Below are 21,765 nucleotides of genomic sequence, written 5' to 3' on the forward strand. Positions count from 1 at the left end.
AATATTAGAACTTCCTATTCTCCCTAGAAGGTTTCTTTGCTTACTATTTAAACCCAGTCAATTAGTCAGTCAAGGATTTAATACAATTTACTTTGCTATATTCAAATTTCTTCCCCGATTTTCATTATTTTGGACATCCAAACATATCCAATATGCGGACAATTATCATTTATATATTTCTTAGCGTATCATTACTCACCTTATCATCCTGCAGGAAGAGGCAAAAGGCAACTTTTCACATAGGATTCTCTCAATGTACAGATAAGGATTTATGGCGTCAAACAATGAATCAGGAGATGCGTGTAGAGGCTTCGTTATATTCGGATATTAAGCTAACGATATTAAATGCTGACGGGATTAACAAGAAACAAAATATTCAAATTCAACAGTTAATAAATATGGGCGTAGATCTATTAATCATATCGCCCAATGAATCCGAGCCCATCACTAAGATTGCAGAAGAAGCATATAACAGAGGTATACCCACAATAATTATTGACAGAAAGATAAATTCTGATAATTACACAGCTTACATAGGTGCCAACAATTACGAGATAGGAAAAAACGTAGCCGAATATTTGGGCAACTTATTTTCGAACCAGCGCAAGAGCATCCTCGAAATCAGGGGTCTTGACAAATCCAGTCCAGGATGCGATCGCCACCAAGGATTTTTGAAAGGTCTAGAACGTCATCCTCACCTACAAATGAAAGCCAGTGAAGAAGGTCAATGGTTACCTGAAATAGCAGGAGCGATAGCTATGACGAAGTTTAAGGAAGATTCATTCGACATTGTTTTTGCTCATAATGATGTAATGGCCTTAGGCGCACGCAAGTTCGCACCCAAAGAACAGCTATCTCATCTATTTTTCGTGGGCGTAGACGCCCTTCCTTCACTCGGTATTAAGAAAGTCTACGAAGGAGAACTTCAGGCCTCATTTATATATCCTACCGGAGGTAACCTGGCCATAGATTTAGCCATCCAAATACTTCATCATAAACCATATATAAGAATCAACGAACTAGAAACATCCGTTGTTGACGAAAGCAACGTAAAAGTAATACAACTACAACAAAAACAAGTATTAAACCAACAGTCTACCATCAACAAGCAAATTGGAAAAATTGAAGCCCAAAACCAAGAATACAATGACCAACGAACCTTACTCCATGTAACACTCATTAGTTTGTTTTTATTAGTGGTAGCTGCATTATGGTTGGCCTTCTACTTTGTTAGAATCAATAAAAAGAATCATGAATTAGCCATAAAAAATGCAGCTATTGAGCGTCAAAAGAAAGAATTAGAAAAGAAAAACGAACAGATACTCGAGATGAGCAAAAAAGTAGAAGATGCTACCCAAGCTAAACTCACTTTTTTCACCAATATCAGTCACGAAATACGCACACCCCTATCGCTGATACAAGCACCGGTAAGGACAATGATGACACAAGCTCACAAACTAAACCTACCATCGTCTGTAAATAGCAGTTTAAATCTGATACAGCGTAATACTGATCGCTTGCTGCGTATGGTAAACCAGTTAATGGATTTTAGAAAGGTAGAATTAGGCAAGGCAGACTTAAGCATCAGCAAGGTTAATATAATAGATGAATGCAAGCACATCTATCAATCATTTATGCCCCTTGCCCAGCAAAAAAACATTGATTTTCACTTAGAAAAAGAAGAAACAAGATACGATGTTTGGATTGATGTGGACAAAATAGATAAAGTCCTTTTTAACCTACTATCAAATGCTTTTAAGTTTACCCCTAAAGACGGAGTCATTGTTATTCGCATAAAAACCAACCACGATAAATATGTATTAATAGAAATATCAGATAGCGGCCCTGGAATATCCCATAAAGAAAGCGGTAATATATTTGAGCCATTTTATCAACAAAGTGAACACCGATCTATGGGTACTGGCATCGGATTATCGCTATCAAAAGGTTTTATGAAATTACACCATGGTGCACTGGCATTAAGCAAAAGCGATTCACAAGGCAGTATATTTACCATTTCTATCCCCAAAGGGAAAGAACATTTTAGTACCAAACAAATAATCCAAATTCAACAGGAAATAAAGACAACACCCGAAACAAACAACTTATATCATAATAAAGAAAAGCCTCTACTCACTAATAATAGCCATAAAGAAAACACCGTACTAATTGTGGAAGACGATATTGAGCTAAGGGAATACCTAACGAACCTACTAGATGAATACTTTTTTGTTAAAAGCGCAGAGAATGGAAAGATAGCACTGGAAATGCTGCAAGAAGAACATCCTGACATTATTGTCACTGATTTAATGATGCCTGAGTTAAACGGTATTGAAATGACTAAAAAAATTAGATCCAATCTCGAAACCTGTCACCTTCCTTTAATCATGCTCACTGCTAAGAGTACACAAGACCAAAAGATTGAAGGAATAGAAACAGGTGCCGATGCCTATATAGAAAAACCTTTTACGACAACTTACTTATTAGTTCGAATCCGAAAACTTATTGAATCCAGAGCCATTCTTCGGGAATACCACAAAAATAATATGCTGAACCCTGAGATGATCAAACAATCTAATCAAAACCCCTTGGACAAAAAGTTTTTATCAAACCTAATTCTGATGGTTGAATCTAAGTACAGCGACGCAAATTTCAGTGTTGAAGAATGTGGTCGACAACTAGGACTCTCAAGAATCCACCTCTACCGTAAGGTAAAAGCATTAACAGATTACACGCCCTCGGAATTCATCAATAAATACCGGTTAAGAAAAAGCAAAGACTTATTACTTAAACAACATTCCAATATAAACGCAGTAGCCTTTGAGGTAGGTTTTTCCTCAGCCGCTTATTTTACCAAAAAATTCAAAGAAGAGTATGGCATGACTCCTTCGCAATTCATAGAACAAAGAGGCTCTATGAGATCCATAAGCATGGAAACAAAACCAAGATAAACATTAATATACATAACGTGTGCCGGCATAGCCATATTCAATATCTCCCCTCAGACTAGCTGCCATGCGTGGAATATTTTGTAAGCCTGAACAGTGATTAAACGCCGCCTTTTCAATATCAAATTTCCCGAGTTCCATGATGGTCCGTTTTACCTGTTGCTCTGAAGCTCTATTTAAATGAGTACCTCCCACAACAAACTCCACTTTTTTAATTCCAGTATACTCAATGGCGGTACGAATCATATTTTCTACTCCATTATGAGCACAGCCAGTAAAAACGGTCAGCTTATCATTATGCACAGCAGCCATAAACAATTCGTCCTTAAAGGTATCAGGCACCAAGGTATGATTTTGCTGTACAAATAAATAGGAATCAGTAAAGGTATGTCCAGCCTGCTTGGCAATATCGGTAAAGACGATTAATCCGGGAACAATCTCCTGTGTCTCATCCACAAACATGTAGCGTTCATTGAGTTGTTCAAACCTCTTACGAAGGGGAAAACCAATCTTACGATTATACCCCTGCGAAACACTCCAACGTTCGTCCAATGCCTCCTTCTTAAGGATAATTTTGGCTTTTTTATTGAAAATTAAAAAAGCCTCTAAACCTCCAGTATGATCATAATGTCCATGACTTAAAACCACATAGTCTACCTTGGTAAGATCCTTACCCAACAACTTGGCATTTTGCATAAATGCATCACTTTTACCAGTATCAAAAAGAACAGTTGTCCCATTCCATTCTATTAACATAGAAAGACCATGTTCACTACGATATACTAAATCGTTTTTCTCATTGTCCATCAGAATAGTTATTTCCATCATATAGTATATTAAAAAAACGCATTACACCACTGCTCTTTAAACAAGAGACTCGTTTATGAATCTTTCGCCCATTACTAAGATCAACCAAGTGTAGCAATTTCAAATGAAGAATTGTGCTGTAAATATATTCCTAATATCTCAGAATAATATAGAATAACATAAAAATACCAAGCGTAAATGGAATTCAATTTTTCGCACATAAAGCCATCAAAGATGGATAACTAAAAATAATCTAAAATTAAATCATTGAACCATACTAAGCCATCCTTGCTATGGTATTTTATTTAAAACCTAGTACCACACTGCCATGCGAGATCATCCAGCAAATTTCAGGAGCAGAAATTAGGCTTATATTTTGAATCACAATTTAAAATATTACAAAATAAATAGATACAATTGTTGGGATTGTCATATTTTACGTTACCTTTGATGAATATATTTTTTTTAATTATAGTAATGAATAAAGGAACAGTAAAATTTTTCAATGAATCTAAAGGATTTGGATTCATCAAAGAGGACGAAACAAACCAAGAGTATTTCGTACACGTATCAGGTTTAATCGACGAAATTCGTGAAGACGATGCCGTTGAATTCGAACTTAAAGAAGGCCGTAAAGGTATGAACGCAGTGAACGTTAGAGTATTATAATATATTTATACCACTTTAATGAGGAAATTAGAGTAGTATTTACTGCTTAAAGAATTAAATTAAGCCGGGATGATTTTCATTCCGGCTTTTTTGCGTCCATACGGAAGCAACACTTTCCATTTCACAATCAGCTTATTTTGTTTACCTGGCTGTAATCCCCCTAGTGATCTTTCTTTTGCAAATCGACTTCCTGAAAAATTCCATAAAGAAAATATTATTTCTGAAGACGACTATAACGTTTGGGGTACAAACATACTGAAAGGAAAGGATGGGAAATACCATGCCATTTATTCGAGATGGCCAAAATCCAGAGGCATCTAGGGAGGGTAACGCCCAGCGAGATTGCCCAAGTTATATTTTCAACAAACTAGTTAGTATTTTTCATCCTTAACAAGCTTGCCATTTACTTCTTTCACAAGCCTTATTAGCTTTTCATTTTCATCATAATATGTATCTACATCTTCATCAAAGGATCTATCATCATTATAAAGGTGTACACTCATTTCTTTTAATTTACCACTTTCATAAAACGCTTTGCTTACATACTCTTCCAACTTTCTATCTTCCAAATAGTTATTTGTAAATAGACTTTTAATTTCCCCGTTAGGATAATATTCGATTGTTTTAATCGGGAGCCTGAATTCATATTTAACTTTGCTAAACTTTTCCATCTCGATAGATCCATCATTAAAGTAAAATGTTTGTTTGAACGCTTTTGTTTCGTGTCTTAGTTTTCCATCAGGATAATATGAAACGGAAATATTGTCCTTAATATTACCCCCAAAATTATAATCATACTTAGCGTGCCTTTTAAGATCTCCATTAATGTAAAACTCTTTATATTCCTTTGACACATCAATCACATAAACATTTTTCTCCGCAAGCTTTCCATTCCAGTAATACACAAACTCCTCTAGTTCTTGTCCTTCATTATTATATAAGGTTTTTGCAATCATATTTCCAGACATATCATACAATTTCCACTCACCCCTTTCATCAAGTCTAGATGAAATATACTGCTCATTTAAATCTGAAACATCAACATTACCCAACCAATAGTATTTCTGTTTTGGCTTTTTATCTACTTTATCCGAATACCCTTCGGAGTATTCAAAATAATCATCACTTAATTCATAAATTTTTACCGGATTTTGAGGCTTCCCATTAACAAACATGATTTCTCTTTCTACTACATTGTGCAATTCTTCTTCATCTGTAAAATAGGTTTTCCATTGTCCCACAGGCACACCCATTTCATATTGTCCTGTAATTTGAATTTTACCATCATCATACTCTATATACTCTCCATGCTTAACATCTTCATAATAATGAATAACTTCATCTAATTGTGAGTTTCTAAATATTTTACTAGCTCCATGAAGCATACCATTACTGAAACTCTCCATTTGAAACAAATTACCATTATTAAAATAAATTTCTTTTAGACCATGTTTTACACCATTTTGATAGCTTACTGATTCATATATGTTTCCAGACTTATAGTAAGTTCTATGAACACCAGTAGGTTTGCCATTTATGTAATCTCCTGTTGAATAGACTGTGCCATCTTCCCAATAAAGGGTAGATGTACCATCTATCTTATCATTCGCAAAATTTGCACTTTTAACTAAACTACCATCCGCTCTATAAGCTTTCCATACCCCTGTTTTATTACCTAATGCATCTTTTTCCCCACTGACTCTTTTATAAGAATAATCAGGACTATCACAAAAAGGTACATTTTGTGCCTGAGTACAGACTGTATTTGCTAAATACACTAATATTGAAAATAAAAATATTGTTGTTTTCATAAGAATATGAGGTTTATTAATTCTGTAATTAGTTGTTATCGTAATTTCTAATTTTTAAGTACTTACCCTGATGGTCAAACACTTTCCATTGACCTACCTTGTTATTATTTATGCATTCTCCTTCCTCTTTTAGCGTACCATCCTCGCGATATAATTGAACATGACCTTGAAACTTACTATTTATGTATTCTCCTCTGGATTTAATATTACCGTTGGGATAATAAAATGTTATATACTCTTCAGGCAATCCTTCATTATAATCCTGAGTGGCAAAGCGAACATGGTTACGATAGGTTGTTGTTGTTCCATGCTTAATTCCATCAACATTATGGCTAAACTTCTTATGGAATTCATCATTGTAGTATACATAACTGAAATACTCCCCCTCAATTCCGCCATAATAATAATTCTTTGATATTTTTAATCTCCCTTTATCGTCGTACTCATCATATTTACCGTGCAACTCATTTCTCCTATAATTGATGCGCGTTTTTACCGTTCCATTATCATGATATTCTTCCCACTCTCCATATTTTTTATTGTTAACTAACAGTCCTAATGCCTTAACAGAACCATCTTCATGATAATATTTTATCCTGCCTTCATTTTCAATGCTTGTCAAAGCATAATCAAACTGGCTTAGTTCCTTCATAATACCTAAAAGAGTGTTTATTGTACCTTTATTAGAAACCTCCTGGAACTTTTCTCTTCCCACCTCAAATTTTTTAAGGCTTAAATAGTAAGTATTCATTAGCTCAAACGAGTAATAACTGCTATATAGATGACTAAGTTCTTTGTACTGTTTTAAATTACTAAATGGTACCTCACCATAGATTCTATAACTTTCGTAAAGATTAAGTGCATTACTATTACTACTACTATTATTCAACTTATAATAGTATAAATCGGCAAACCCACCTCTGTTAATTTTCTGCTGAGCATAGGTATAATCGTTAAGCTTAATAGGGTTCAAATATCCGCTTCTTTCAGAATGAAATAGTATTTTTAAACCCAAATGGTAAGAGCTAGAAGATGCTTTGGCTCCAAATTCATTTAATTTATTTTGTAGTTCTGGATCTATACTAATATCCTTGTCATAGTGTAAACTGTAGGTACCAATTTCTATTTTGGGACTCCAGTTGCTTCGATCACTTTCTTGTCGATACCCTATTTGTTTCAATAAAAGCCCATCCCTATAATTGGTATAAAGGGCTATTTTTTTACTATTACTACTATTATTGGGAATTAATAAATCTTCGCCTGATTCTCCTCCAATATAAACATCAGCATTTTCCTTGCTAGGCCTGAATTTTTGTGTTCCAAACGAATAGTATTCTACTGATTTATCGTGGTCTTCTCGCCTTGTAGTCCAAAGCGTAGGTTCCACTAAAATATCTAACTTTTCTTTTTCAGGAAATGAAAAGATAAGGTATTTATTATCTTTCAAAAGATACAAGACTCTGATTTCATTGGGGTTTGAAGATTTTAATTCATCATTAAAAAACACATAAGGTATTGGCTCGTATTTACTTCCCTTAAAATAATCTAAGTCATTTTTAAGTGTTTCCGCATAGTGATTAATAAAATCAGGCTTGGCCAACTGTTTCCTTCGCCAATTCAACTGCATTGCTTTTTCTAAAGGAGGAATAGATGCTTTTGCGTCGTACGCAAAGGCTAAACCTTCCATATCGGTTTTAGAAAATTTAATTTTATCTGGAATAATATACTTCGGATCATTAATTCTTTGTAAATGATCGTTAAAATCCGAGTTGTTTAGCCAACCACTTTGTGGAAGCGCTGTTTCATTGGCCCAAATGATACGTCGCTTAATGTCTGATGTATTAGTGACAACATTATACGCAATAAGAGAACGAACCATATATTTATGGGGTGCATAGGTAACATCAGCCTCGGTTTCCACCATCTCTTCCGACACATCGATATTTAAAACCTCTCCCTTAAACCATACTTTATTTATTTTTAACTGCGCATATCCACGCACATCTTCCCTACTGCCTGTAACAGGCCTACCCTCAACCATAGAAGCAATTTGATCAAGGTGTGGATCGTATCTACCTCTAAAATTACGAGGATAAATATAGTTATCGTAGCCATAAATAATCGCCCGAATACGCATTTTCATTTGTTCCACATTGGAAGATAAGGGATAGTTAGCATCTATTTCCTGCATTAAATCAGTACGAAACTTGGAGTTGGCTTTAGAAATCCTAGCAATCTTAGCGTTTAGCTCATCCTTATACGCTTTTTTCCTGACCCGTTCACTTGCCCTTTCGGCCTCTTTACGGTTAGCTCTATTTTCAAAGAGAGAATACACAGAGGAACCCAGAGCATTTAAAGAGGATTCCATTTCTTTATAATGCAGTTCTCTGTTTATATCGTCTTGCACCATTCGGTAGGCCGCATCTTGATCTATCCCAGAATAGACATAATTGTAATAGTTTGTTTTCTTTAAAGCATCATGCATGGCCTTTTCTGCCTCATAATCTCTTTCATCATCATCACTTTCGTCATTATCATGCCCACCATTATCATCTTCATTTGTTACATCCTCACGAATTTCATTCTCTTTATTATTTTGATTCTTACTGACACTAGAAGATGTTGATGTTTTACTGGAAGAAGTGGAAGTCTCTGCCATTTTTTCTTCCTCTTTTATTTGGTTTATAAACTCTGAAAGTTCTTCAAAATATGTTTTTTTTAATTCGCAATGCGTTATAGTTATCCTCAAATTATTTAAATCTGAAGATGTTTTAAGACCTAAAGTATTTGTAATTTCCTTGACTTCTTCTTTCGATAAGTAATAATAATCCATCGCCCCTTTTCTTACACCACTTATTGTAAACGAAATATACACACCCAAATCTCCACTAATGGTTGTATTATTAAATTTTGCTGTAGCTGCAACGTCAAATTGTCCATTAGTGATAACTATAGGCATTCCTTCTACACCTCGACCATAACTGTGCAATTTACCCTTATAAACGAGGCCTTCAATTTGATAGGATGAAATACTACATTGCATTCTAATATCACCCAAACCAGGCGCATCCGCACGAAAGCTAACATCTGCCTTATAGCTATACTCTCCACCATTCGCATCGCCTTTCCCATTATAAATTGTATAAAAATCTTCCAAATATTTGCTTTGACCTTGCACCTCTAGACAAAACACAACAAAAAAACTAACCAATAATATTTTTCGCATATAGTAATGTGATTAACTACCCAAAGAAGTAGCATCGTGAATAAAAAGTTATGCCAGTTTATACAACATATTGATATAAAACAATAACGATTACCGTACTAAACTTTGTAATACGAAAAATGTTTAGGTCTTTATGAGAAAGAATGACCAAATATTCAGATTATTCAACCAATGGTTATAATTACCCCATGAATTAAAAGCAATTTGAAATTCAAAATAGATCTTCCATACATTGGATTTAACAAATAACTTATCCTGTCTGAAAAATTAATTTTTATTGCAAAACTGCTTTTCAAAGATGGGCGAATAACCCTTATCTTGTAATATAAAATAATCCACATAACCGCTCCCATGAAACTTTAATGTTACCCCCATCAGCTCACCAATAGAAGTATTATACGCTTCATGGAAAATGGTAGTGGAGTTGATCTTAATATCAACTTGCTTATTATTATTGATAATTTCAATTTCGTTCCAGTTCTTGATATCCAACGAAAAGTTACTTAAGTCGGCATAAATCCCTTGTATTGTTTTCTCACTTAAAGTAACATTTCCGTATTGACTACATCCCTCGTTAGCCAGTTTAATTTTAATGGATCCATTTCTTCCAACAACATGGATGTAAGCAGAATAACAACGAACAGCCGGCCAATAGCTTATATTTTTTAGTCGTGTTTTTAACTGAAAAGCATCTCCATTTTTTCCTGTTTGCCTAAAGTTATCCAAACGTAACACAATGATTCGAGTCGTATCCATACCAATATTTGCTAAAATCTTTCGTGTAGGATGAAATTCTTCAGCATTTGTTGCATATTCCAATGGTATGGGAAAATACCTTTCATTGTGGTTTTGCTGATAATAGTGGGCCAATGTTTGCCAGTCATCAGTTCCGATAAAAAGCTTAAGAGTATCAGATAATACCTGTTTCCTGGTACATATGGTTATATTAAAAATCCCGGGATATTTATAATAATGAGAAATCAATTTCTTTTCCGCCACAAGATGCTTTAATGGATATCCATCGCCAAAGGAAATAAAAAGAGAGTCTTCTGTATCTGGAATTTCATAATGAAAGATAGCCGTTGCCGGATTAGCCCCATCCACTTTTTGCAATTCCAACTTTACAGGTATCAATTTCTCAGAAGAAGAGGCAAATATTCCGTAAAACCATAAAATCCCTACGATCAAAACAAATACCGCAAGCAATAAGAAATAGGTATTTTTTAAGAAAAGAAAAATCGTCTTTTCATCATCAGCATGAACATCGGCATACTTTCCCATCGCTTCTAACGTAGATTCCTGGGGATAATAGGTGTCAGGCGTCTTGTTCTTTCCAAATATTCTTTTTAAAGTGCTGGCACTGATTAAAATATTACTGGCTAACTTAATTTCAAAACTTAAATCTTTAAAATCAACATTTCTCCAGTGGCTAGGTTTACCCTTCCCAAACTTGTTAATAACTCCATTTTTTATGTAGTTAAGACGTCTCTTATATTGTCTAGTCACCAAAACCATAATTTTTAAGCTTCTTTCAATCAGAACACTAAGTTGTCCATTGTTCTGTTTCACTCTGAACAAGCGAAGATGGCAATTTTTGCGCACATTTTAATAAGTTTGGAAAGATATTAACAGCAGAAAAGAGTATTCAACAACAGCACCAAGGTTCAGAAAAAATACAATATTCAATATGAAACGAGCCATAAGAACAGATTCGCACATAGGGCAATGATTAATGTCGGCGAGTTCCATATGGCCTATGAAAGATAAATTTAGACATGTGAAACGAGTCATGAGAGTGATCTCTCACACAGGTGAATGATTATCACGGTGAGTTCCATATGACCATTAAGAAACAAATTATAAACATATGAAAACACTATCATTTATTCTTATTATTTGTATCCAATCACTATACATGACAGGTATAGCACAAGATGTATTCATTGAAGCCGAAAGTTTTAATGATAAGGGAGGATGGGTTATTGACCCCCAATTTGTAGAACAAATGGGCTCACCCTATCTAATGGCTCATGGCATGGGTGTTCCAGTTGCAAATGCCATTACCCATGTAAATTTTAAGGAAAAAGGGAAATATCATGTCTGGGCCAGAACCAAGAATTGGGCTCCGGGAAATTGGGAGGCCCCTGGACAATTTAAAATGACAGTTAATGGCATAACATTAAAAAGAACACTAGGCATTACCGCTGGATGGACATGGGAATATGCAGGTAAAGTCACCATAAAATCAACCAACGTTGAAATTCAATTATCAGACCTTACTGGATTTAATGGCAGATGCGATGCTATTTATTTCAGTCAATCTAAAAAGATGCCACTGGAGGCAGAGACAAATCTGACTTCGTGGAGAAAAACGAAATTAGGAGAAAGTACTATTCCAGAACAACAAAAGAATTACGATTTAGTCATAACAGGAGGTGGGCTTGCCGGGTGTGCTGCTGCAATTTCGGCTGCAGAACAAGGACTAAAGGTGGCTTTAATTCATGATAGACCCGTTTTAGGAGGTAATGCCAGTGAAGAAGTTCGTGTGCATAGCTTAGGCATTTACGGCAAATATGAACGAATATTAAAAATGATTGACACCAAACACTATCCAAACGGATCGTTTAAAGCAAAATACGACCAAGAGAAACGAGATAAAAACATGAAGCGTTTTAAAAACATAGACCTCTTTTTAAATTGGAGGGCCTACGATGCTCGGTCAGAAAACGACCATATTACACATGTGGATGCCAGGCATACTGCCACCGGAGAACGTATACGTTTTAAAGCACCCCACTTTCTCGATTCTACGGGAGATGGATGGATTGGTTTTTGGGCAGGAGCAGATTTTTCATACGGCAGGGAAAGTTCAAAAACCTACGGAGAAGAATGGGAAAAAGAAGGTGAATTATGGAGCCCCGAAGAAGGTGATAATTTAGTAATGGGAGCATCCGTTCTCTGGCAAAACGAAAAGACAAACGAAGAACATTTATTTCCTTCATTACCATGGGCGGCCGATATCGCTAAAGATCATCATGCCATTGCCGGAGAATGGTATTGGGAATTTTCAAGAAATGACCTTCATCAAATTCATGATGCTGAAGAAATTAGAGATCATATGTTACGAGCTATTTATGGATCCTTTGCCAATGCAAAAAAAATGGAAAAAAATAAGAACTATAAATTACAATGGGTTTCTTATTTAGTAGGAAAGAGAGAATCCAGACGGTTAATGGGCGATTATATATATACCTTTAATGATGTGAAAAACCATACAAAATTTGAAGATGCGGTCGTAGAAGAAAAAAGAGCAGTGGACGTTCATTACCAAAGAATTTTAAAAGACAGCAAAAATCCTGATTTTTTGTCAGAAGCCCTTTTTTACAAAACCGAAAAGTATTATATCCCCTATAGATGTCTGTATTCAAGAAATATAAAAAACCTATTTCTGGCCGGCCGAAATTTTAGTTGTTCCCACATTGGCTTAGGAGGGCCGAGAGTTATGCTTACAACCGGGCAAATGGGTGCTGCCGTGGGACTTGCTGCCTCGATATGTAAAAAACACCATGCAACTCCCAGAGAGGTATATACAAAATATCTCCAGGAGTACCTTGAGCTAATTGAAAAACAGCAATAGTGCATAAATACATAGCCATATTATTTACTATCAGCGCTATCAGCGGGTTTCAAAATCAAAAAGATCCTGCTTATAACCCGCTGTTTTTTACCATGGACCGCGCGTTTGAAAATATTCGTAAAGATGAGTTAGCTTTTGTATTTACAGTCAAAACCATAGATACAACAGAGACAAAATACAAGGTGCGTTTACTATCCAATAAAGAAGGGGAACCCCTACTGTATTTTGCGGACATAAAAACTTCAGTGTGCGCAGATGGAATGTGCAAACTTACTCATATCAAAGTATACTGGAATTTACTCGGTAATTACGTAGGCTATGACATAGATCCCAAGTTGCCACTAACAAAGTGGCAACACAACCATTTCAATACGGAAGACTATGCAAAACTTCATCAATTACTATTGGATGATAATTCTATTCTCAAAAGACGAAAAATGTCTGATTTATTAGATGAAACAACAGCTCCATCTTCTGCTACAGACTCTAATGAAATTGATGCCATTTCCGGAGCCACAAAAAAAGAAATAGAAAAATCAATCGTTAAAGGAGCCTTGTATTCATGCTATACAATATGGCACATCATTCACGGAGAAGTCAAAGAAAAAATAAAAAAACACCTGGAATACATAAATTCAGATCAACTTATGTCATATTTTTTATATGCGCCCTATGCCGATTACCAGATGTATGCTTTAAAACGATTAGATCAAGTGGAATTTAGTGAACACTCCAAGCAAATTATAAACATATTTAAAACAACCAATGGCTTAACCCAAGCTTACATTCTAAAAAAAATACCCAGGGATGCTTTATCCGAACAAGAAACAACAGCTCATTTTTACAATGAATTTCTCCAAGTGGATATCAATACGAGGACTCTATTAATCGACCAATTAAAATCAGCAAACTCAGATGCTGTAGAAATACTATCGAAATACCTAGATCATATGACCAGGAATCAACTGAAACTCTATTTTCGATATTTAGATTCTCACCCTGAACTAATCACTAAAACTTGCATGTCTAACTTAAAAAAAGCAAATAAGAATACTGAATTTACCTATCGCTTTTTAATAGAGGACTTTTTCAAGTAAAACCTAAAGCAGCAGAACCATTCACTTATCGTCATAAACTTCGTAAAGACGGGGTATCAAAATATTCCGATAAGATTTCGATGTTCAAGGTTGGTGGTGCTGAACGTTATCATTTAGCGAAAAGAATTATTTCTAAAATCATTAGGCAGATGAATAGTAGAAGTTGCGTAATACTCTTCCATATAGTCCTCACACAAGTAGGTACAATGAACAAAGCTTGGAATCAGATACAAATAACCTTTACGCAGCTTTATTTTGTGTTCCCCCATAAATATATAGCCTTCCCCATCTGTTATAAGGTATAGCCTGGTAAAAGAACTAATAATATTTTTGTAATCCCACTCCTTATTAAGTCAACAATGTGTAACATGAGATAAATTAAATAAGATATTTTTTTAGCAATTCAGAATTATTCATACGGCACTATATTCCTATGTTGTGCAACATATAGTATTAATACCGAATCAATATTACTTCCATCATTAGTCGTATATATACTATTTACGTTGGGCTTTGTACCATATTATATTCCACAGACCAACAACCTGGTTGCACTAAGAGCTAATTATCACGGAGATGCTTCGAATCCCGTTACCGTACTTGAGGGCATTAAAAAGAAGCTTGGTCCGGAAACCGAGATAACCTACGCACAAGCTTGTCCTATCGCGGTTAGAGAAAACAGAGCTATTGAACCACGTTTCTTGTACCACATCGACCATAAGGGGAAAAAGCATCCCGGTTTACTGGGACGTTTCTATAACAACAAAGATTTAACAGGTGATGCAAAATATACCCGTGTCGACCCTATAATAGAATTTCTTTGGTGGCAACAATCACCCAATAGCGTATTGATTAAGAAAGATTTACTTCCAAAGGAACATTAGATTTAAAAGGTGGTCACGCATATGATATCAAAGTTGAATATTATAATGTTTTAAGAAATGCGGCCATAACGGTTCGTTGGGAGGTTCCTAAGAGCAATGAGGTATTGAATGTGGAAATTGCAAAAACAATATCCGATGTTAAAAAATCCTAATTTTGCTCACCACTCCACAACATTAACGTAAAGATATTCACATATAACACTTATATTTCTGCAATAAAATTACTCAGGCTTGCTCCCCGAGGCAGTCCCATTTTTTTTCTTAATCGATGTCGGGTAATGTGGACACTTTCTACGGTAACCTGGAGTAATTGGGACATATCTTTACTAGAAAATCTTAACTTAATAAGCGCACAGTACTTTCGTTCTGTCGGGGTTAATTTGGGGAATCTTTCTCCCAACTTGGTATAAAAATCGGCATTAACTGCAATGAAACGCAAGTAAAACTCATCCCACATTTTCTGATTATTTCCGGAGATACTTCTTTTGATGTGATTGGTAACTTTGGGGTCGGGAATATGGGTTTGTATATATTGATACAGCTCATTAACAACGCGATCTTTATCAATAAGCTGCAAGGTATAGGCCGTAAGCTCTTTGTTCTTCACATCTAGTATTTCTTTGGCCCTCGCCTTTTCGTGCAAACTCTTTAATGCGGTTTCTCTTTTCTCATGCAAATACTTCTTCTTCTGAAGGTTATATATCAATATAAAAACAATAACAGAGAGTATAAGTAACAACAAAGAAAGAAATATTTTAAGTTGCAGGTTGCTTTGACTTTTTTTGACCAAAAGTAACTCATTGGACTTGAGTTGTTGATTTTTAAGCTCGATGGCTTCGTTGTATTTGTTCCGCATTTGAAACAACTGATTACTGATACCTTTAACATTAAACAGGCTGTCGTTTATACTTTTTGATGCTCGTAAATACGTATAGGCTTTAGAATAATTATGTTCCTCATGGTATAGCCTAGATAAACAATCTAAAATACCGGATCTTAGGTCAACATGTGTATTAATGCGTTCCATTGTTTGCAAACATTTTAAATAGTTATCAATGGCGGCATTATTCTGACGTTGCAGCTCTTTTAGCTCGGCCAGATATGCATAGGCAAAAACAAGATAATGATCATCCCCAGCGCTAAATTGAGCTATGGCTTCATTCATCAATGACTCAGCATTGGCATAATCACCTAAAATCATTTTTATATACCCCAGCTCAACCATGATAAAACCATTGTTTTGTTTGCCTTTATTGATTGATTGATCCACAATTTTACATGAGTCTAAATAGCTGATAGCCCTCTCAAAGTTAGAGGTTTTACGATAATGGAGAGCAATACTAAAGTAACTGGACAAAAGCGCACCCGCATGAAGCTTTCCTTCTTGTATTAAATCCTTACTTAATTTCAAGGTGCTCAACTTATGTGCTAATGCTTCCTGGCTCTTTTCAAAAATACTGTACAACATACCTAGCCTATCGTGTATCAAATATAGCTGCAGCTTATTGTCAGTAGATTCTACCAAGGACATTGCTTCCCATAAGTAATCGAAGGACAGACTGTAACTTTCCTTGGCTTTTTCAAGATCAGACAATGCTACCAAAACTCTATTAACACTTGTCGTATCCAATTTCTGTATATAATGAGACTTGCATTCCTTAAAAAGCATACGTGCCGAATCAGGATCAGATGCCACTAAAAGATTGGCCTTATTGTAAAGCTTGTTTATAACCCATAAGCTATCATCTTGTATAACTAAACTACGTTGTGCATAGGCATATTGCCCCAAAAAACACAACAACAAAAGTTCCAAATACCGCACTACCACTCTCATAAATAGCTATTTACAAATCATTCAATCCATTATAAAAGAATCCTTCCTAAAGATATCATTATTTGTAGACTGTAAAGGTTAATACAGTTCAAAAATTCAAATTGTTAAGTTTTTGCTAAGGTGATATCCTTTTTAATAAAAGCAAATATGCTCAATTTTACCGAAGCAAGTTATAAGATCAAAGAATCATTTTATTGAATATCATAAATAGACGACCATGAATAGGAATCGCATTAATTTAGATAAGTCACAGACCTATATTTTTTCTTCACAAAGCATGATGATGATTTTTTTGTATATGTTTACAATGATGATGTCATTTGTATTTTGTTCAGAAGCCTTACATGCTCAGTCAGCATGGGGGTATAATAACAACCGGGTGGCGGTAAGTTTTGATGGAAACAGTGAGCCTGATGACCAATACAAATGGCCCACAGGCGATCCGGATGATTGGGGTGCATTGGTTGCCTCATGTGCCATTATGGCGAAACTTCAACTTCAAGATCAACTGGTACATTGCTCTTATAATAATTTCATAGACGCACCGGGAGGACCTGATGATGAAAACCAGTTAAAAATAAGTGCCGATGGCTGTATTGAGCGTTGGGGATTTAACAGAAAGGTATTTTTTGATGTCACCACTCAACTAGAAGCAGCAAGATCACACCTTGCTGCCGAAATGGGTAAATCAACAGCAGAAGACCCCTTATATTTTATCCATGCAGGACTTTCTGAATTTTTGTACCAGGTTGTAAAATTGGTTATAGACAATGGCAATATGGAGGCATTGAACCACGTATATCTTATATCCCATAGTAAATTTAATGAAAACGAAAAAAGACGTGCTTATCATCATACCTGGAGCGATGTACAAAAGCTATGTGGCCATCGCATCCATTATAAAAAGATTCAAGACCAAAACGACAAGACAAATCCCCATCATCTCTGGCATTCCATGAATAATTTTTCTGTTTGGTATTGGATGAGGGATCACAAAGATCCGAATATAAGATGGATGTATACCCGATTACAAGCGCATAGCGGTGGACATGCCGACATTTCAGATTGCGGTATGTTTTACTATTTACTCGTTGGAGATGACAACGGAAGTCCTGAAAAATTTAAAACTTTCATTGGTGACGGCATACCCAATAAAAATGCGTTTTAAAAAAAATAACCATAAGAAACTGCCATAACCAGCATAAATAATGAGACACAGTTGAATGATTAAAACTTACACAGTTTCGTGAAGTTTCAATCATTTTTAATCATATTAAATTTAGCTTTTAAAATATTTGATTATGAAGTATAAGAAATTTAGCAGCTATTTTTTCAATGGTCTATTACTATTTTTAGTTCCACTTGGGTTATTTTCCCAATGCAAAAACGAAGATACTAAATGGATAGATAAAGAAGAAAGCGAGAATTATGTAGCCAGACACGAATGCTCTTTTGTACAAATTGGAACAAAATTCATTCTGTTCGGAGGAAGAGAATCTGCTCAGAAATTAGATGTATATGATTATACGTCTAATACCTGGAATACAGGCACAAGTGCCCCTAAGGAGTTTAATCATTTTCAGGCAACTGCCTACGAAGGCTTTGTCTGGGTAGTTGCAGCTTATAAAACAAATAGTTTTCCAAGCGAAGTACCAGAGGAAAATATCTGGCTCTACTATCCACCCAACAACTGCTGGATACAAGGCCCCGAGATACCAAAGGAAAGAAGACGTGGAGGTGCAGGACTGGTTGTTTATAAAGATAAGTTTTATGTATTGGGGGGCAATACAAATGGACATGATGGAGGTTATGTAGATTGGTTTGATGAATATGATCCCACAGCCAATACATGGACTGTTTTAGAAAGCGCTTCACAGGCCCGTGATCATTTTCATGCCGCAGTCATTGGAAATACACTCTATGCTGCCGGAGGAAGACAGTCTGGTGGTAAAGGTGGCGTATTTTCGCCCTTACCCGCCCTTGTTGACATTTACAATTTCAACACAAAATCATGGTCGGTGCTAGACGAACCCTTGCCTACACCCAGAGCCGCTCCCGGCATTATTGTCTACAACAATGAATTGCTAGTAATGGGAGGCGAAGGAGAAGTGTCAGGCCCTGCTTTTAAACGAGTAGAAGCCTATAACCCATCCACCAAAAAATGGTCACGTAAAGCAGACATGAATTATGCAAGACATGGCACACAAGCTATTCTTTCTGGGAAAGGCGTTTACATTGCCGCCGGATCACCTGTACGAGGTGGCGGCAGACAAAGAAATATGGAGGTCTATGGTGAAGACAAGCCAGAAGGACATGCACTGAGGCCATCAAAACTGAAGGCTCCATCTGAGCTTACAATTCCCGTGGGCTCCACCAAGTCCATCTTACTTAAAAACACCCAAGGTAATACCGGAATCTTTATCTCCCAGGCTCAACTGATGGGTACGGATAATGAGCAATTCAAAACAGACATAGATATCAACAACCGTTTAATTAAAAAAGGGAATGACATAGCACTAAAAATCAAACACATTGGCCAATTGACAGAACAAGAAGCTACTTTAAAAATCATATACAACGGAAACCAGGAAATGATGATTCACTTGAAAAGTAAGTGATTAAAAATTTAGAAATAATAAGCAATATCCAATAAATCATTGGCATGGATCAAACATTATTTTTAAATTTATACATTACTTTGTGCTCCAGTTTATTAAAAAATATACCCATTAAAAAGAAATCGTATGGAAATAAAAAAAATGATTATTGTAGCAATCATTCTCAATGTTGCAGTAGTAAGCAGCTTTGCGCGCCCCATCTTTGATAAAAAAAAGGACATTTTAATTGCACAATTTGATAGCAAACCAGATCCTGATGATATTCATGCCCAGGCCGCCTTGGGATCCATGCTACTGCATAAAGATCTAAAAGGAGTAAAATATTACGCTGTAGCAGGTGCGGTTGGCACACAAGGAGGAAAATATATTGATTCAAAAGAGTTGTTCAATATGATCTTTGGCAATAAATGGACAGATGCACATGCCAATTGGGCATTATCAGTACAAAAAATAACAAATCAGGTAATTCCCATTCTCCAAAAAGGAGGAAAAGTCTGGGTTCAAGAGGCAGGACAATCTAACATTACAGCAGACTGGGTTCAGGAAGTGTTAAAAACAGTAGCGGCCCAAGTGGTAAAATCAAATGTTTTGGTCGTTCAGCACAGTAACTGGAATGAAGACAAAACCGACTCCACCGACTTGGCTTATGTAAAAGATAAAACCTCCTATTTTTCATTGGATGATGGAAATGCGCCTACCAATGCAGAATGGGGAGATCGTGGTCCATATCCCACACCAGAGTACCGAAATAAGGACAGCAAATGGATGGAGCTGGCAAAATCATCTGTCAACAAAAAAGCCAGTAAATTATGGGCAACAGCTGAAGACATTATTGCAAACAAATTTCCTGAAGGCTTTCCGGAAGAATGGTCTTACATCCATTACAATGGAGTTGATTATTCAGACTGTGTTGAAAACTGGTGGATTTTTAATATAGGTGAACAGGCAAATGACCATACCAAGTTTTGGAACAGGTATGTCATGCAAAAGTAGAAATGCATTGGGATATCATCTCCACTTCTGCATAACTGTTTCCCGTTTATATGGTAAAAAATAGGTGAAAAAGAGAAGACTAAAATGGCAAATGCTGCAAATCAACGTTACCTCCACTTAAAACAACACCTACTTTTTTACCTTTAAAAGCCTCTTTATTGTCCAGAATAACGGCCAAAGAAACAGCACTGGAAGGCTCAACAATGATCTTCATGCGCTCCCATATCAGTCGCATGGCTTCAATGGTGGTACTATCTGGAGTGGTGATGATATCATCTACATTTTTTATGATTAATTCATAGTTAAGTTTCCCCAGTGCGGTTAACAGGCCGTCGGCAATGGTATTGGGATGAAGAGATGGCATACGCTGTTTCTTTTGAAAAGATTGAGCAGCATCGTCAGCTCCTTGGGGTTCTGCCCCAATCACCTCCATCTCAGGATTTATATATTTAGCAGTAATAGAAGTACCCGCCAACAGCCCACCACCTCCAACAGGTGTCACAATAGCATCCAAATCATCTTGCTGTTGTATTAACTCCAAGGCACAGGTACCTTGTCCGGCAATCACCTCTTTTTGGTCATAAGGATGAATCATTTGCGCACCTGTCTGTTCCAATATTTTTTGCAATGTTTCTTCCCGTGCCTGCAATGTGGGTTCACAAAAAGTAATCAAACCGCCATAACTAACAACTGCTTTCTTTTTAATTTCGGGGGCATTTTGTGGCATCACAATATGTGCTTGTGTCTGTCGCAGTTGGGCAGCCAGTGCCAAGGCGGCGGCATGATTGCCTGAAGAATGGGTAGCAACTCCACTGGCTAGCTCTTCAGCATTTAACGCAAATACGGCATTGCATGCTCCTCTGAATTTAAAAGCCCCCACTTTCTGAAAATTCTCACACTTGAAAAATATCTCGGCTCCCGTTATCTTATCAATAGCACGACTGGTTAAAACAGGTGTGATATGGGTTTGGGCTTCAATACGCAGGTATGCGTCTTCAATATCTGAAAAAGTAGGTAAATTCATGTTGAATCATCTAATTATTATAATAGAAGTTGCAAGATACAATTCCTAGGGTATTAAATGCAAACTGACACCCACAGTATTTAAAACTTCACCATGAGAATTAGACGTACAACCGACCTAAAACTTATTGAAATAAAACATATCACATAAAAAAAATAAAAGAAACCTCCCACAAACTTCTTTGCATGGTTTGCAGGAGGTTCTATAAGCGAGAATA

The 21,765-nt window shown here is 36.1% G+C and carries 16 protein-coding genes; 10 read left to right on the top strand and 6 right to left on the bottom strand.

The genetic code is table 11. From position 1 onward, the window contains the following. Positions 1–152: 152 nt before the first annotated feature. A complete protein-coding gene (locus tag CYTFE_RS26980) occupies positions 153–2,951 on the top strand; it encodes a hybrid sensor histidine kinase/response regulator transcription factor (protein ID WP_044212543.1) in 2,799 nt (932 codons plus the stop codon). A gap of 3 nt (positions 2,952–2,954) precedes the next feature. Here CYTFE_RS26980 and CYTFE_RS0117000 read toward each other — a convergent pair whose 3' ends face one another. After that, positions 2,955–3,776 carry an MBL fold metallo-hydrolase gene (locus tag CYTFE_RS0117000; RefSeq protein WP_052343255.1) on the bottom strand — a complete coding sequence of 274 codons (822 nt, stop codon included), beginning with the start codon at positions 3,774–3,776 and terminating at the stop codon, positions 2,955–2,957. A 456-nt stretch (positions 3,777–4,232) separates the two neighbouring features. Here CYTFE_RS0117000 and CYTFE_RS0117005 point away from each other — a divergent pair, with 456 nt between their 5' ends. Both CYTFE_RS0117005 and CYTFE_RS0117010 read left to right on the top strand, forming a co-directional pair. Beyond that, on the top strand, positions 4,233–4,424 hold the full coding sequence (locus tag CYTFE_RS0117005) for a cold-shock protein (protein WP_027472784.1): 192 nt from the start codon (positions 4,233–4,235) through the stop codon (positions 4,422–4,424). 69 nt (positions 4,425–4,493) lie between these two features. Then, a complete protein-coding gene (locus tag CYTFE_RS0117010; RefSeq protein ID WP_027472785.1) occupies positions 4,494–4,745 on the top strand; it encodes a hypothetical protein in 252 nt (83 codons plus the stop codon). A 50-nt stretch (positions 4,746–4,795) separates the two neighbouring features. Here the strand turns inward: CYTFE_RS0117010 and CYTFE_RS0117015 are convergent, their stop codons facing one another. The 3 genes from CYTFE_RS0117015 to CYTFE_RS0117025 all read right to left on the bottom strand — a co-directional run bounded on the left by CYTFE_RS0117015 (position 4,796) and on the right by CYTFE_RS0117025 (position 10,967). Continuing rightward, positions 4,796–6,235 (bottom strand): toxin-antitoxin system YwqK family antitoxin, encoded by a 1,440-nt coding sequence (locus CYTFE_RS0117015; RefSeq protein WP_027472786.1) that lies wholly within the window; start codon positions 6,233–6,235, stop codon positions 4,796–4,798. Positions 6,236–6,263: 28 nt separating this feature from the next. Next, the gene (locus tag CYTFE_RS0117020) at positions 6,264–9,461 is read right to left on the bottom strand and encodes a toxin-antitoxin system YwqK family antitoxin (RefSeq protein ID WP_027472787.1); all 3,198 of its coding nucleotides are present in this window, start codon (positions 9,459–9,461) and stop codon (positions 6,264–6,266) included. A gap of 267 nt (positions 9,462–9,728) precedes the next feature. Further along, positions 9,729–10,967, bottom strand: coding sequence for a hypothetical protein (locus CYTFE_RS0117025; protein ID WP_154665688.1), 1,239 nt, complete (start codon positions 10,965–10,967; stop codon positions 9,729–9,731). A 361-nt stretch (positions 10,968–11,328) separates the two neighbouring features. Between CYTFE_RS0117025 and CYTFE_RS0117030 the strand changes: the two genes are divergently transcribed. From CYTFE_RS0117030 to CYTFE_RS32000, 4 genes are all read left to right on the top strand, one after another. Beyond that, entirely contained in the window at positions 11,329–13,098 is a 1,770-nt protein-coding gene (locus tag CYTFE_RS0117030) for an FAD-dependent oxidoreductase (protein WP_027472789.1), read from the top strand. Continuing rightward, positions 13,098–14,195 (top strand): hypothetical protein, encoded by a 1,098-nt coding sequence (locus CYTFE_RS0117035; protein ID WP_027472790.1) that lies wholly within the window; start codon positions 13,098–13,100, stop codon positions 14,193–14,195. Before CYTFE_RS0117030 ends, CYTFE_RS0117035 begins: the two co-directional genes overlap by 1 nt. 506 nt (positions 14,196–14,701) lie before the next feature. Beyond that, the gene (locus CYTFE_RS0117040; protein WP_027472791.1) at positions 14,702–15,079 is read left to right on the top strand and encodes a hypothetical protein; all 378 of its coding nucleotides are present in this window, start codon (positions 14,702–14,704) and stop codon (positions 15,077–15,079) included. Positions 15,080–15,105: 26 nt separating this feature from the next. After that, positions 15,106–15,231 carry a hypothetical protein gene (locus CYTFE_RS32000; RefSeq protein ID WP_407689945.1) on the top strand — a complete coding sequence of 42 codons (126 nt, stop codon included), beginning with the start codon at positions 15,106–15,108 and terminating at the stop codon, positions 15,229–15,231. A 50-nt stretch (positions 15,232–15,281) separates the two neighbouring features. Here the strand turns inward: CYTFE_RS32000 and CYTFE_RS0117045 are convergent, their stop codons facing one another. Further along, positions 15,282–16,913 (bottom strand): tetratricopeptide repeat protein, encoded by a 1,632-nt coding sequence (locus tag CYTFE_RS0117045; RefSeq protein ID WP_027472792.1) that lies wholly within the window; start codon positions 16,911–16,913, stop codon positions 15,282–15,284. 217 nt (positions 16,914–17,130) lie between these two features. On the opposite strand from CYTFE_RS0117045, the gene CYTFE_RS0117050 reads away from it, so the two are divergent. The 3 genes from CYTFE_RS0117050 to CYTFE_RS26995 all read left to right on the top strand — a co-directional run bounded on the left by CYTFE_RS0117050 (position 17,131) and on the right by CYTFE_RS26995 (position 20,524). Next, a complete protein-coding gene (locus tag CYTFE_RS0117050) occupies positions 17,131–18,081 on the top strand; it encodes a hypothetical protein (protein WP_200871290.1) in 951 nt (316 codons plus the stop codon). Positions 18,082–18,214: 133 nt separating this feature from the next. Beyond that, on the top strand, positions 18,215–19,531 hold the full coding sequence (locus CYTFE_RS28925; protein ID WP_052343256.1) for a Kelch repeat-containing protein: 1,317 nt from the start codon (positions 18,215–18,217) through the stop codon (positions 19,529–19,531). A gap of 126 nt (positions 19,532–19,657) precedes the next feature. After that, complete coding sequence (locus CYTFE_RS26995) at positions 19,658–20,524, top strand: hypothetical protein (protein ID WP_052343257.1); 867 nt, start codon at positions 19,658–19,660, stop codon at positions 20,522–20,524. 79 nt (positions 20,525–20,603) lie between these two features. On the opposite strand, the gene CYTFE_RS0117065 is transcribed toward CYTFE_RS26995, so the two are convergent. Then, a complete protein-coding gene (locus CYTFE_RS0117065; protein ID WP_027472794.1) occupies positions 20,604–21,548 on the bottom strand; it encodes a pyridoxal-phosphate dependent enzyme in 945 nt (314 codons plus the stop codon). Between the last annotated feature and the right edge of the window lie 217 nt (positions 21,549–21,765).

This window comes from Saccharicrinis fermentans DSM 9555 = JCM 21142 (genome assembly GCF_000517085.1).
In the GTDB taxonomy this organism is placed as follows: Bacteria; Bacteroidota; Bacteroidia; order Bacteroidales; family Marinilabiliaceae; genus Saccharicrinis; species Saccharicrinis fermentans.

Coding starts and splice junctions, on each gene's coding strand:
- CYTFE_RS0117045 (WP_027472792.1), bottom strand. CDS start 16,913: ATGAGAGTGGTAGTGCGGTATTTGGAACTTTTGTTGTTGTGTTTTTTG.
- CYTFE_RS26995 (WP_052343257.1), top strand. CDS start 19,658: ATGGAAATAAAAAAAATGATTATTGTAGCAATCATTCTCAATGTTGCA.
- CYTFE_RS0117010 (WP_027472785.1), top strand. CDS start 4,494: ATGATTTTCATTCCGGCTTTTTTGCGTCCATACGGAAGCAACACTTTC.
- CYTFE_RS28925 (WP_052343256.1), top strand. CDS start 18,215: ATGAAGTATAAGAAATTTAGCAGCTATTTTTTCAATGGTCTATTACTA.
- CYTFE_RS0117015 (WP_027472786.1), bottom strand. CDS start 6,235: ATGAAAACAACAATATTTTTATTTTCAATATTAGTGTATTTAGCAAAT.
- CYTFE_RS0117065 (WP_027472794.1), bottom strand. CDS start 21,548: ATGAATTTACCTACTTTTTCAGATATTGAAGACGCATACCTGCGTATT.
- CYTFE_RS26980 (WP_044212543.1), top strand. CDS start 153: ATGCGGACAATTATCATTTATATATTTCTTAGCGTATCATTACTCACC.
- CYTFE_RS0117050 (WP_200871290.1), top strand. CDS start 17,131: ATGAATAGGAATCGCATTAATTTAGATAAGTCACAGACCTATATTTTT.
- CYTFE_RS0117030 (WP_027472789.1), top strand. CDS start 11,329: ATGAAAACACTATCATTTATTCTTATTATTTGTATCCAATCACTATAC.
- CYTFE_RS0117005 (WP_027472784.1), top strand. CDS start 4,233: ATGAATAAAGGAACAGTAAAATTTTTCAATGAATCTAAAGGATTTGGA.
- CYTFE_RS0117020 (WP_027472787.1), bottom strand. CDS start 9,461: ATGCGAAAAATATTATTGGTTAGTTTTTTTGTTGTGTTTTGTCTAGAG.
- CYTFE_RS0117000 (WP_052343255.1), bottom strand. CDS start 3,776: ATGATGGAAATAACTATTCTGATGGACAATGAGAAAAACGATTTAGTA.